At 59.6% G+C, this 12449-nt stretch carries 9 protein-coding genes and 1 pseudogene; 7 read left to right on the forward strand and 3 right to left on the reverse strand.

All coding sequences use genetic code 11. The features are described 5' to 3' along the window. Positions 1-97: 97 nt before the first annotated feature. Positions 98-1726, forward strand: a complete 1629-nt coding sequence (locus tag FPL19_RS06585; RefSeq protein WP_150911665.1) for an MBL fold metallo-hydrolase — start codon at positions 98-100, stop codon at positions 1724-1726. Next, positions 1711-2643, forward strand: coding sequence for a DMT family transporter (locus FPL19_RS06590; RefSeq protein WP_225314313.1), 933 nt, complete (start codon positions 1711-1713; stop codon positions 2641-2643). Before FPL19_RS06585 ends, FPL19_RS06590 begins: the two co-directional genes overlap by 16 nt. On the opposite strand, the gene FPL19_RS06595 is transcribed toward FPL19_RS06590, so the two are convergent. Then, positions 2640-3815, reverse strand: coding sequence for a MalY/PatB family protein (locus FPL19_RS06595; protein WP_225314314.1), 1176 nt, complete (start codon positions 3813-3815; stop codon positions 2640-2642). The genes FPL19_RS06590 and FPL19_RS06595 overlap by 4 nt on opposite strands. Before the next feature lie 156 nt (positions 3816-3971). Here FPL19_RS06595 and FPL19_RS06600 point away from each other — a divergent pair, with 156 nt between their 5' ends. Then, positions 3972-4859 carry an AEC family transporter gene (locus tag FPL19_RS06600; RefSeq protein WP_150911668.1) on the forward strand — a complete coding sequence of 296 codons (888 nt, stop codon included), beginning with the start codon at positions 3972-3974 and terminating at the stop codon, positions 4857-4859. Here the strand turns inward: FPL19_RS06600 and FPL19_RS06605 are convergent. Beyond that, positions 4856-6502, reverse strand: a complete 1647-nt coding sequence (locus FPL19_RS06605; protein ID WP_150911669.1) for a methyl-accepting chemotaxis protein — start codon at positions 6500-6502, stop codon at positions 4856-4858. The two genes, FPL19_RS06600 and FPL19_RS06605, sit on opposite strands and share 4 nt — an antisense overlap. 220 nt (positions 6503-6722) lie before the next feature. Between FPL19_RS06605 and FPL19_RS06610 the strand changes: the two genes are divergently transcribed. Then, a complete protein-coding gene (locus FPL19_RS06610; protein WP_150911670.1) occupies positions 6723-9230 on the forward strand; it encodes an acyl-CoA dehydrogenase in 2508 nt (835 codons plus the stop codon). Between the two features lie 224 nt (positions 9231-9454). Here the strand turns inward: FPL19_RS06610 and FPL19_RS17835 are convergent. Next, positions 9455-9547, reverse strand: a pseudogene (locus FPL19_RS17835) (hypothetical protein); the annotation flags it as partial. Between the two features lie 365 nt (positions 9548-9912). Here FPL19_RS17835 and FPL19_RS06620 point away from each other — a divergent pair. The 3 genes from FPL19_RS06620 to FPL19_RS06630 are packed head-to-tail and all read left to right on the forward strand — an operon-like array spanning position 9913 to position 12448. Beyond that, positions 9913-10683 (forward strand): ABC transporter ATP-binding protein, encoded by a 771-nt coding sequence (locus tag FPL19_RS06620; protein ID WP_150911672.1) that lies wholly within the window; start codon positions 9913-9915, stop codon positions 10681-10683. Then, positions 10680-11675: an ABC transporter substrate-binding protein gene (locus FPL19_RS06625; RefSeq protein ID WP_150911673.1), complete on the forward strand. Its 996-nt coding sequence runs from the start codon at positions 10680-10682 to the stop codon at positions 11673-11675. The genes FPL19_RS06620 and FPL19_RS06625 overlap by 4 nt, the downstream gene beginning before the upstream one ends. Before the next feature lie 2 nt (positions 11676-11677). Next, positions 11678-12448: an ABC transporter permease gene (locus FPL19_RS06630; RefSeq protein WP_150911674.1), complete on the forward strand. Its 771-nt coding sequence runs from the start codon at positions 11678-11680 to the stop codon at positions 12446-12448. The last annotated feature ends 1 nt before the right edge of the window (position 12449 follow it).

The following is a 12449-nucleotide window of genomic DNA, read 5'->3' on the forward strand; positions in this document are numbered from 1 at the left end:
TGGGCTCCGCCATCCATGGCTCCGCACAGTTTTGAAAGTACTATCCTGATCGCCGCCTCTGACTTGGTTCGCGCTCTACTGAAAGTTTGGATGTTTTATGGATATTCGACCTGCTGCGACGCTGGTTTTAACACGAGATACGGCCAAAGGCATGCAGGTGTTGCTTCTGCAGCGCACCTGGGAGGCCGTTTTTCTGCCTGGCTTTTATGTATTTCCAGGGGGCGCCGTTGACGATGACGAAAGACATGCACGCCATCACGCGGCAGGGCCGGAAGACTCCGAAATCAGCCAGACCATGAGCCTGGACGAAGGCGGGGCCGATTATATGCTGGCTGCCGTAAGGGAGTGCTTCGAAGAGGCGGGTATCCTTCTGGCCCATGGTGATGATGGCAAGCCGGTGGACGCAGGGCATCCAGTTCATCAGGAACGGGAGGCGCTGTTTCAGGGCGACGTTGGCTTTGCGGAGCTTTGCCGCAAGCATGGATTGACCGTTCCACTGGACCGGCTCGCCTACCTGGGGCACTGGACCACACCGCCCGGGCCGCCCCGGCGTTTTGATACTCGTTTTTTTGTGACGGCTGCACCCGAAGGACAGCCCGCAAGCCATGACGGCACGGAGACCATTGATCACGTCTGGCTAACGCCAGCCGAGGCGCTGGATGACCATTGGGCCGGGCGGCGTCTGCTGGGGCTGCCGACGCTCCAGACCCTGCGTCTACTGAACGATTTCGACAGTACCGAAGCCGTCACGCGGTACGCCCATGCCAACCTGCCTGCTCCAGCGCCCAGCAAGCCCTGGCCGGCGCTGAAGAAGCAGGCCACTGTGGAACTCGAGCCGGGCGCGCCGGCCTACGACGAAGCGCGAAAACTGGACCCGGAAGCGGAAGGCAGCACCCGGGCCGAGATCATTCCGGGTGAGCAGGTGGAGATTGCTGCCGGGGTTATCCGGCTGACCGCGCCCAACCCGGGAATGATGACCGGTCCTGGCACCAACACCTACATTCTGGGCAGGGAGCGATTTACCGTGCTGGATCCGGGCCCGGATCATGAGGGCCATATCAAGCGGTTGCTTGAGCTGACCGGCGGGGTGATCGATCAGGTGATTGTAACCCACACTCATCTGGACCACTCGCCGGCGGTAGCAACGTTGAAGGCGAAAACCGGTTGTCGAGTCTTTGGCCTCAAAGCACCAGAAGGGCCCGGGCAGGACCAGAGCTTTCTGCCTGACGACGAACCGGAACAGGGCGATCTGATTGTGACCGAAGCGGGGATTCTCAAGGCCATCCATACGCCGGGCCATGCCTCCAATCATATTTGTTTCCTGCTGGTAGACCAGCAGCTGCTTTTCTCCGGGGATCACATCATGCAGGGCTCCACCGTGGTCATTAATCCGCCGGACGGCGACATGAAGGCGTACATCGAATCGCTTTATGATCTGCTTGCCGAACCGGTGCAGTTCATTGCGCCGGCCCACGGCTTCCTGATGGGCCAGCCGGGGTCGGTGATCGACTATCTGATCACCCACCGGCTGGCGCGGGAGCATAAGGTTGAACGGGCACTGAAACAGGTGGGCCCGACAGATCTGAAGACGTTGACCGCCAAGGCCTATGAAGACGTGCCGCCGGCGCTTCACGGTGTCGCCTCAAGATCCGCACTTGCCCACCTGCTGAAGCTTGAGGCGGAACACCGCGCCGCCTGCCGGGAGGATCTGTGGCAGGCTCTGTGAACCCGTCTTCCGACTCATCCCCGGTTCCGATCTGGGTTGCCTATCTCGGGCTGGTACTGACCCCCCTTTTCTGGGCGGGTAACGCGGTGGTGGCGAAAGGCGCGGTCGGTGAGATTCCACCCATGTCCATGTCCTTCTGGCGCTGGATCATTGCCCTGGCCATCCTGCTGCCCTTCGGGTTGCCGGGCGTTCTGCGCCAGCGGACCGTTATCCGCCAGCACTGGCGCTCGATTCTGGCCCTGGCCACGTTCAGCGTGGGGGCTTTCAATTCGCTGTTGTATCTGGCGGCACTGACCACCTCGGCCATCAATATCGCCCTGATCAATGCCACCATTCCGATTATGGTGGCACTGCTGGCCTGGCTTCTGCTGGGTGATCGCACCCGCCCGCTGCAGGCCCTGGGCATTGCCCTGGCCATTGTCGGCATCATCACGGTGGTGGCACGGGGTGATCTTGCCGTGTTGACCGGGCTGCAGGCACAGGCGGGGGATCTGTTGATGGTGCTGGCGGTATCCAGCTGGGGGCTGTTCTCGGTGCTGCTCAGGCGTCAGGCGGTGCCGCTGCCACCGCTGACCTTTCTGACGGTTCAGATCGCCACGGGCGCGCTGGTAATTTCGCCATTTTATCTGACCGATCTGCTGTTCATCTCCGGGGGCTTCGAGCTCAATCAGTCAACGGCACTGCCGATGCTGTACTTCGCCATTTTCCCCGGGATTCTGGCCTACGGTTTCTGGAATCACGGGGTCCACCGGATCGGGCCCTCGAAAGCCGCCATCTTTATGTACCTGACGCCGGTATTCGCCTCGGTACTGGCGGGGATCTTTCTTGGGGAACGCCTGGGGCCGCCCCATCTTGTCGGCGGCGCGCTGATTCTGGCCGGGCTGGTGCTGGCCACCCGCTCGCGCAAGGTTCACTAGCGCCGGGCCAGTGCCTCTCGCATCTGCATCAGGGCAGTCTCAAGAACCGCCCGGGGGCAGGCGAGATTCAGCCGCATAAAGCCGCTGCCCTGGTCGCCAAAAGTGATGCCGGGGTTCAGGCCCACACCCGCTTCGTGTACAAAAAAGCGTTTCAGCTCCGCATCGCTTATGCCCAGCTCACGGCAGTCCAGCCACAGCAGGTAGCAGCCTTCCGGTTCACTGGTGCGGATACCCGGCAGGTCGGAGTTTACGGTATGAACGGCGAAATCCCGGTTCTGCTGCAAATAGACGAGCAACTCGTCCAGCCACGCCCCGCCATGGCGATAGCCCGCCTCAAAGCCGGTCATGCTGAACGGATTGCATTGCAGCATGTGCATGGAATCGAACACGTCTTTCAGTGCCGCCCGGCGCTGTGGGTCCGGCACCACCAGAGCGGAAAGCCCCAGCCCCGGCAGGTTGAAGGTTTTACTGGGCGCAACTGTGGTGACCAGCGCATCCTGTTCCGAGGCCAGGGCGCCCAGCATCTGGTGGGCGGGTTTGTCGGGGAAGCCCAGATCACAGTGAATCTCGTCGGATACCACCACCAGCGAGTGGCGCCGGGCAATGTCGAGTACAGCGGTCAGCTCTTCCCGGCTCCAGATCCGGCCTACCGGGTTGTGGGGCGAGCACAGCTGCAGGATTTTCGCATCTGCACGGGCAGCGCAGGCTTCCAGGTGCTCCAGGTCCATCCGGTAGAAGCCGTTTTCTTCCTCCAGCGGGTTTTCAATGACCTGACGTCCGGTTTTCTGGATCGCACTGAAAAACGGCGGATATACCGGCGGTTGGATGATAATGCCGTCTCCCGGCGCGGAAAACGCCATGGCGGCAGCATGAAGCGACGGCACCACCCCCGGCACAAGCAGAATCCAGTCCCGCTGTATGTGCCACTGGTGGCGCTCCCGGTACCAGTCGATCATGGCTTCGTAAAGACTGTCAGGGTACAGGGTGTAGCCATAGGCCGGATGACTGGCCCGCTTTTGCAAGGCCTGGACAACCGCATCCGGCGCCGCAAAATCCATATCCGCCACCCACAGGGGAATCACGTCCGGGCGACCGAAAACCGCCTGGCGGGCGTCGTATTTCACTGCGCCGGTATTTTCCCGCGAGAGCGGCTGGTCAAATTTGCTGGGCACGGAAGGCCTCCAGGTAGACAAGTCAGAAGAAACAGCGGCTATTCTGTGGCTCATTCGCCTTTGGTCGCAAGTACCCCGCTTTTACTTGCCCGCTTGCCATATTAATTGCGAACCTAACGGTTTGTTCACGCCGTTGGTCATTCAGCAGGAGCCTTCATGATTGCCCAGATTCTGTCCACGCTGTTGCCGGTGTTCCTCATTGCCGGCTGTGGCGCGCTCTATGGCCGTTACCGCAGCCCGGACATCAAGGGTCTGAACGTGCTGAACATGGAGCTGTTCGTGCCCATGCTGGTATTCGCCGTGCTGGCCGACAAACAGGCGCCGTTGCAGGAATACGCCGGGCTCGCGCTGTCCGCCACGGTGGTGGTGCTGGGGTCCGGCGTTATTCTTTATCCCCTGGCACGGGTGCTGAAGCTGAATCTGAAAACCTTCCTGCCGCCGATGATGTTCAACAACAGCGGCAACATGGGCCTGCCACTTCTGGTTCTGGCGTTCGGCGAGGCAGCGCTGCCTGCTGCCATCGTGCTGTTTATCGTCGAGATGCTGCTGCATTTCTCTTTCGGGCTCTACATACTCGATCCGCACACCTCCATTTTCAAACGACTGAAACTGCCCATCGTGTTTGCCAGCATTGCCGGCCTGGCAGTGAACTTCAGCGGCATCGCCCTGCCCGGCTGGCTGCTGGAGACGCTGAATATGCTGGGCGAGGTGTGTATTCCACTGATGCTGTTTGCCCTGGGGGTCAGAATGCTGGAAGTGGACTTCAGCGACTGGAAGCTGGGCCTGCTGGGCGCCATTGCCTGCCCCGCCAGCGGCCTGATCCTGGCCTGGCCGATGATTGCCATCATGGACCTGCCGGGCTTGCAGGTAGCTTCTCTCTGGGTCTTCGCGGCCCTGCCACCGGCGGTGCTGAACTACATGGTGGCGGAGCAGTACCAGCAGGAGCCCCATAAGGTTGCCTCGCTGGTACTGATCAGCAACCTGGGCAGCCTGGTAGTGATGCCACTGGTGCTGGGGGTGGTGTTCGCAGCCGGTTACGTTTAAACGCCTCTGAGACGGAACACGCTGACCCTGGACCGAAGCTGGCCGGCCAGAACCGCCAGATCACGGCTGGCACCGGCCACCTGATCAGAGCCGGCAGACGTTTCAACCGTGGCGTCGTGAATCCGGCTGATATTGCGGTTCACCTCTTCGGCCACGGAGCTCTGCTCTTCGGAGGCACTGGCAATCTGTGCGTTCATGTCGTTGATGGCCCCTACTTCCTCGCGGATACGCACCAGCGCCGCTTCGGCTTCCGTGGTTTTCTCCACCGTGGCGCCGGCCAGTCCACGGCTGTTTTCCATCACCGATACCGCCTCATTGGCGCCAGCCTGAAGTGTACCGATCATCTCCTGGATCTCGCGGGTCGAATCCTGGGTACGGGACGCCAGCGAACGCACCTCGTCCGCCACCACGGCAAAGCCGCGCCCGTGGGTCCCCGCCCGTGCCGCTTCGATAGCGGCGTTGAGTGCCAGCAGATTGGTCTGCTCTGCGATGGCGTTGATGACTTCGATGATTTTCTCGATATTCGCGCTGTCGGTCGAAACCCGCTGCACGGTGTGTGATGCCTGTTCCAGGGTATCCGACAGCTGACTGATGGATGCCGCTGTGTCCTGAACAACCCGGTTGCCGCTTTCCACTTCCGCATCCGCTTTCTGTGTGGCGCTGGCAGCGTTGGCGGCAAAACCGGCCACTTCGTTAACCGTCGCCGCCATCTGATTGACGGCCGTGGCCATCTGCTCGGCTTCGCTGGCCTGCAGGCGAATCTGATGGCTGTTGCTGTCGGAGGTGCTCTCCAGCTCGGACGACGAGTTGCTCAGTTCTTCCGCTGCGGCACGAACCTCCCGAATGATTCCCGCCAGACGTTCAACGGTATCCTGCAAGGCGCCCATCACACTGTCGGGATAGCGCGTGTGGATATCCTGATCAAGCTCACCATCGGCCAGGCGGCGGATGGCGTCGGCAACGTCCTCCGGTTCACCGCCCAGAATGCGTTTCAGGCTGCGAATGATCAGCCACGCCACCAGCACGCTCAGCAAAACCGCCACACCGGTGATTGACAGTATCAGCGTGTTAAAACTGCCCGCGGTGGCACGCACGGCCTCCACATTGCCGGCAATCACCTCTTCCTGATGGTCAATGAAGGCATTCACCCGTTTCAGCCATTCGCTGTAAGCACCGGAAACGTCGCTTAGCAGAAACGCCTGGGCGCCCTGAATATCACCGTCTAGCCTGCGTTCCAGCAGATCGTCGGTCAGCGCCAGCGCCCGGCCCTGGATCTCTTCAATGGCCGCCATTAGCCGCTTCTCTTCTCGACTGGCGCTATCGTCTCTTAGCATGGACTGCATCGGAACAGCGGATTCCCGGTAAAAAGCCTTCAGCCGCTCAATGTCCTGAAGATGCTTCTGCAGATCCCGGTCGTTTTCCACCAGCACCGCATCCCGAATGGCAATGGCCCGGTCGTGCACGCTGCCGCGGAAATTGATGGCGTACCGCTGCTTCAGTGCCGCCCCGTCACCTACTTCGGTCAGTGTCCGATCAATAAAACCCACGCGATTATTGCCAATCAGGCTGATAGCAATCATCAGGGACAATATCAGACCAAATCCGAGGGTAAGGCGTTTCGCAACGGTAAGCCGGCTGAACATGCACACACTCCATACGTACTTAAGAATTGTGTTAATGGTTCTTGAAAATCTTCGGAACGGATCAGCCTGCTTCCGGACGTACCGGCTTTTTTGACAATCAATTGCATTGCCGCAACTTATCTTTACATCACCGTCGTAGATCCCTTGCAACTGCAGTTACTTTGTCCGATGGTAAAAAACAGTGTGTGACTCACTGCAATACCGATATGGAGGTCTAACCATGAGTGTTCTTCTCCTGCTGATCAGTGCCCTGGTACTGATATACCTGAGTATTGGCGGCACCACCGCCGCCGGCGTCCTTGTTGTTGCCACCGTTGTGGGGCTGTTTCTGGACGGCTGGCACCTGCTGAGCATTATCTTCGGCGGTGGCCTGCTGGCGCTGAGCCTGGCACTGGTGTTTCCGGGCAACTTCCGTCGCGATAAGCTGAGCAAACCCCTGCTGGGCTGGGTACGCGGCCAACTGCCCAAGCTCTCCTCAACCGAGGAAGAAGCGCTGCGTTCCGGCAGCGTGGACTGGGATGGCGAGCTGTTTTCCGGCCAGCCGGACTGGTCGAAATTGCTGGAATACCAGCCCTCCCATCTGAGCAGTGAAGAGCAGGCCTTCCTGGATGGGCCGGTGGAAAAGCTTTGCGGCATGCTGGATGACTGGAAGATCACCCATGAAGACTATGACCTGCCGGAAAAGGTCTGGAAGTTTATCCGGGAGAACGGCTTCTTCGGCCTGATGATTCCCAAAGAACAGGGCGGCAAAGGCTTTTCCCACTCCGCCCACTCCGAAATCGTGATGAAAATCTCCACTCGCAGCGTTTCTGCCGCGGTGACGGTGATGGTGCCCAACTCCCTGGGCCCCGGCGAGCTGCTGATGGAATACGGCACTGACGCCCAGAAAGAACACTATCTGCCGCGCCTGGCCGGCGGTGAGGAAATTCCCTGCTTTGCCCTGACGTCTCCTGTGGCCGGCTCCGACGCTGGTGCCATCCCCGACATGGGCATTGTCTGCAAGGGCCAGTGGAACGGTGAGGAAGTGCTGGGCCTCAAAGTCACCTGGAACAAGCGCTACATCACGCTTGCGCCAGTGGCGACCCTTATCGGCCTGGCCATCAAGGTCTACGACCCGGACAAACTGCTGGGGGACGCTGACGAAATCGGCGTTACCTGTGTCATGGTTCCCAAAGATCTGGAGGGCGTACACGCTGGCGCCCGCCATCTGCCCATGAATACCGTGTTCATGAACGGGCCTACCTGGGGCAATGATGTCTTCATCCCCATGGATCAGGTCATTGGTGGCCAAGACATGCTGGGCCGGGGCTGGAAAATGCTGCTGGAGTGCCTGTCGATTGGCCGCTCGGTCTCCCTGCCGGCACTGGGCACCGGCGCGGGCAAGGTCGCCAGTCTGGCAACCGGCTCCTATTCGCTGACACGGGAGCAGTTTGGCCGCTCCATCAGCCAGTTTGAGGGCGTTCAGGAAGCCCTGGAACCCATCGCAGGCTACACCTACATGATGGACGCCGCCCGTTTGCTGACCGCCGGCATGCTGGACCGTGGCGTGCGGCCGTCGGTACCGTCGGCGCTGCTGAAATACCGCAACACCGACCTGATGCGGGAAGTCATCAACCACGCCATGGACGTGGTCGCTGGCCGCGGCGTGATCACCGGCCCCCGCAACTTCCTGGCCCGGGCCTACCAGGCGGTGCCCATTGGTATTACCGTGGAAGGCGCCAACATTCTGACCCGCAGCCTGATGGTGTTTGGCCAGGGCGCCATTCGCTGCCATCCGTTTATCGTTGAGGAAATCGAGGCGGCGGGCATGGACGACCAGAAGGCCGCGGTCGAGAAATTCGACGGCATCTTCTATCGCCATATTGCCCACACGACCCGTAACGCGTTGCGCTCAACGGTGCTCGCACTGACCGGCGGTTTACTGGAACCGGTACCCCGCCAGGGTAATATCCAGCCAGCCTACCGCCAGCTGGCCCGTTTTTCAGCGGCTTTCGCCCTGATGACAGACGTGACGCTGCTTTCCGTAGGCGGCGGCCTCAAGGCCCGCCAGCGGCTGTCCGGTCGCATGGCCGACTGTCTGGTGCACCTGTATTACGCCTCGGCGGTGATCAAGCAGTGGCACGAAGAAGGCTACCCGGACGACCAGCGCCCGCTGGTGGACTGGTGCCTGCAGACCAGCCTGCGTGATCTGAAGATTTCCATGCGGGAACTGATCATCAACTTCCCGGTACCCGCCCTGCGCTGGCCGCTTCGGGTTCTGGTGTTCCCTCTGGGCGCGACCGGCCTGAACGGGCCAAGCGACAAATTGGGTACCATCGTCGCCAACAGCATTGTGAAGGACACGCCCCTGCGTCACCGCATCAGCCGCGGCAGCTATGTGAACACCGACCCGGAGGATCCGCTGGGCCGTGTGCTGAACGCCTATCGTCTGGCCAATGAAACCCAGGAAATGCGCGACCGCCTGCACGAGGCCATGCGTAACCGGGACGAGGACCAGCTGGGCGGCATCGACCTGCTGATGGGCCACCAACGCAAAGAGCTGGTGGACTGGGCCTGCGATCAAGGAGTCATAAAGAAAGAAGAGTGCGACAAGCTGCTGGAAGCGCTGGAAGCACTGTACGACGTGATCCGCGTGGATGCCTTCGACGCCGACGGCATCAAGGCCTTGAGCCGGTGCGCCAAGGGTAAGCGCAAAGTCGTCGAACGCCCGCCGAGAGAAGAGGAGTAACGTCCGTCCCTGACGGACTACTCCAGATTAATCTTAGGCCCCGGCGTCTGTGTCGGGGCCTTAACCCTGTCATAGTGTAACTACTGATCCAGGATATCGATAATCTCCCGGGTATCCTTGATCACCGTATAGATCTGGTCCTCAATACGAACTTCCTGACGACCATCCCCCAGGTCACGGACAGTTCCGTAATCATACAGATCACGGTTCAAACGCTCGCCGGGACGAATATCCAGCTTTTTCTGCCAACCCGGAGGCAGCGGCTTACCCTGCTCCACCTTCTTTTGCAGCCCCGGCGGCAGCGCATCAGAGTGATTTCCGGCGAAAGCGGCACCCGCGCCCCCCAGAAGACTGAACGTCAGAGCGACGGCAATAAGTCTGTTCATAAAGGTATTTCCCCTCTGTGCAGTAAATTACACCCGCAGGAGATCGGTCTCCCGGATCCTGTTTTCTACCTATTCCACGTCAGACCATGCCAAACCGTTCCTGAAACCATGGAATCTCTCCAGGATTCGTCCTCTGACCGAAGCTCCGACATCAAGCTCTATTGCCCCAGGCTTTCAAACTCATTGGCAAATCTTATTAAACCGGAGTCAGAAAGGCCTTTGCAGAACTAACTAATAGTTATAAAATAATTTTTACTTAGTTCATTTTAGAATATATAGATATTCCGGCGGGCTATATGAGACTTCACTTTGATCAGGTCACCAAATCATTTGGTGACCTGAACGTGATCAAGCAGTTCGATACCACAATCGGCAACGGTGAAATCGTTGCGCTTGTAGGTCCGTCCGGTTGCGGAAAGTCTACGCTGTTACATATGCTTGCCGGACTTCAACAACCTTCGTCCGGGACCCTGACTGCCGATGGCATGTCTGTTGCCAATCCCTCTCCAGAGCGCACCCTGGTCTTCCAGGAGCACGCCCTGTACCCGTGGATGACCTTACTGGAAAACGTATCCCTGGCGCTGGAATTCCAGGACAAGCCCCGCAAGACGTCCCTCACTGAAGCCCGTAAATGGCTGGAGAAAGTGAAACTGGTCGGCTTTGAAGACTACTACCCCCATCAGGTGTCCGGAGGCATGCGCCAGCGCTGTGCCCTGGCCAGGGCGTTTATCGCCCGGCCCAAAGTACTGTTGCTGGATGAACCCTTCGGCGCCCTGGATGCGCTGACCCGAATGACCCTGCAGAGTGTCCTCAAGGACCTGATCGAGGAAGAGCGCCCCACCGTTGTTCTGGTCACTCATGATGTGGACGAAGCGCTATACCTGGCAGACCGGGTCATGGTTTTCAGCCACCGCCCGGCAACCGTGTTGCGGGAAGTCGAGCTGGGCCACATTCCGAAAACCCACGACCTGTCGGTTTTTGCCGATGTCCGCCGGGAGGTCCTGAGCCTGCTCGGCATTGATGTTGAAGAACACACCCCTAACGATTCCCGAGGAGAAATGGCATGACCCGTTCTTTACTGGCTCCAGTTTTTGCCCTTCTGCTGGGCCTGGCTGTCACCAGCCCGGCAACAGCAGCCGAAGAATTCCGTGTTGGCTACGTGCGGGTTATGGACGACGCCCAGGCCATGCTGGCCTATGAAGCAGGCCTCTATGAGAAATACGGTCTGGATGCACAGCTGATCGAATTTTCCTCTGGTACGGACCTGATCAAAGGCATCGTGGGCGGCCAGCTAGACATCGGCGTGCTTGGCTTCTCCAACGCCTTCACCTGGGTGTCTCGCGGGGCGGATCTGAAAATCGTCGGCGGCGCCCAGCGCGGTTATCACTCCTTGGTGGTGCGGGAAGATTCCGGCATTGAGTCCGTCGCAGACCTGGAAGGCAAAAGCCTCGCTTCCCAGAAGCAGGGCAGCACCGCCGACATCGTGCTCAAGGGCGTGATGCTGGCCAACGCCGGCCTTCAGCCAGAAGACCTGAATATCATGGGTGTGGCACCTGCCGTAGCGGTTCAGTCCCTGGTTGGCGGTCGCGTGGACGCAGCTTTCCTGTTCGAACCCTATGACCGTATTGCCCAGTTGGTAGCGCCCGTTAAACAGATCTACGAGATCGGTGAAGTATGGCCATTCCCCTGCATGGTGGTCATCACCTCTGCCGAAACCCTGAAAAACCGCAAGGACGCGCTTTGGGCAGCACTGGACGCCCAACGCGAGGCCATCGAGATGCTTGAGAACGATCCGGCAAAGGCGGCTCCGCTGATCACCGACTATTTCATCAAAGACGAGTTCGTAAAGTCCCGCAACCAGGGCAATATCCCGGCAGAGACGGTCATTACCCAGGCCATCCAGACCAACGACTTCAGCGCCAAGCTGACAGAAAGCGACATCAACCGCATGAAGGAACTGGCCGGCATCATGAAGGCCCAGGGTATTCTTCCGGCGGATAGCGATTTCAACGTTGATTCCCTGCTTGATCTGTCCTGGCAGCAGGCGCGCGGGCTGTAAACATGAGCAATACCCAGTCCACCGGCGTTGCCAGCAAACGGGCCTATGTTTTCGCCATCGCCGTCATCCTGTTCTTCTGGCAGGTGGCGGCCTGGTTCCTGCCGGACTTCCTGATGCCAGACGTACCGGCGGCCTTTGTTCGCCTGTGGGAAGAACTCAACAGCCCGGTATTCTGGGAAGGGCTGGGCAACAGCATGACCCGTCTGGGTGCCGGTTACGGCGCCGCGATTATACTAGGCATCCTGATCGGGCTGGTGGGCGGAACTCTCAATGCCGTCCGCAGCACCCTGAAAGCGGCCATCATCATTCTGCAGTCGATCCCGTCCATTGCCTGGGTGCCGCTGTTCCTGATCCTGATGGGCTTCGGCAATCTGCCGATCATCGTGGTCGTTGCCATCGGCGCCTTCTTCCCCACGGCCCTGAGCGTAATGAACGCCACGGAAAGCGTGGAAAAAGTTCATATCTCGGCCGCCCGGGTTATGGGCGCCTCAAAGTTCCAGATGCTCAAGCGGGTCTACTTCCCGGCCGTCACTCCGGAGCTGATTACCGGCGCCCAGCTGGCTTTCGGTAATGCCTGGCGCGCGCTGATTTCCGCCGAGATGATCGTTGGTTTCAGCGCCGGTCTTGGTAAATCCCTGGCCTATTCCGGCGAAATCGCAGACATGACAGGGGTCATGACCAACATTCTGGTGATAGCGGTGCTGGCGGCAGTTATTGATCAGGTTATCCTCGAACGCATCAAACATAGGCTACTGCGTTACCAGTATCTCTGAT

The organism is Marinobacter halotolerans, from assembly GCF_008795985.1.
GTDB lineage: Bacteria > Pseudomonadota > Gammaproteobacteria > Pseudomonadales > Oleiphilaceae > Marinobacter > Marinobacter halotolerans.

Excerpts from the sequence above, each read along its gene's own strand:
- FPL19_RS06605 (WP_150911669.1), bottom strand. The coding sequence starts at position 6,502 with ATGTTCAGCCGGCTTACCGTTGCGAAACGCCTTACCCTCGGATTTGGT.
- FPL19_RS06620 (WP_150911672.1), top strand. The coding sequence starts at position 9,913 with ATGAGACTTCACTTTGATCAGGTCACCAAATCATTTGGTGACCTGAAC.
- FPL19_RS06585 (WP_150911665.1), top strand. The coding sequence starts at position 98 with ATGGATATTCGACCTGCTGCGACGCTGGTTTTAACACGAGATACGGCC.
- FPL19_RS06630 (WP_150911674.1), top strand. The coding sequence starts at position 11,678 with ATGAGCAATACCCAGTCCACCGGCGTTGCCAGCAAACGGGCCTATGTT.
- FPL19_RS06625 (WP_150911673.1), top strand. The coding sequence starts at position 10,680 with ATGACCCGTTCTTTACTGGCTCCAGTTTTTGCCCTTCTGCTGGGCCTG.
- FPL19_RS06610 (WP_150911670.1), top strand. The coding sequence starts at position 6,723 with ATGAGTGTTCTTCTCCTGCTGATCAGTGCCCTGGTACTGATATACCTG.
- FPL19_RS06600 (WP_150911668.1), top strand. The coding sequence starts at position 3,972 with ATGATTGCCCAGATTCTGTCCACGCTGTTGCCGGTGTTCCTCATTGCC.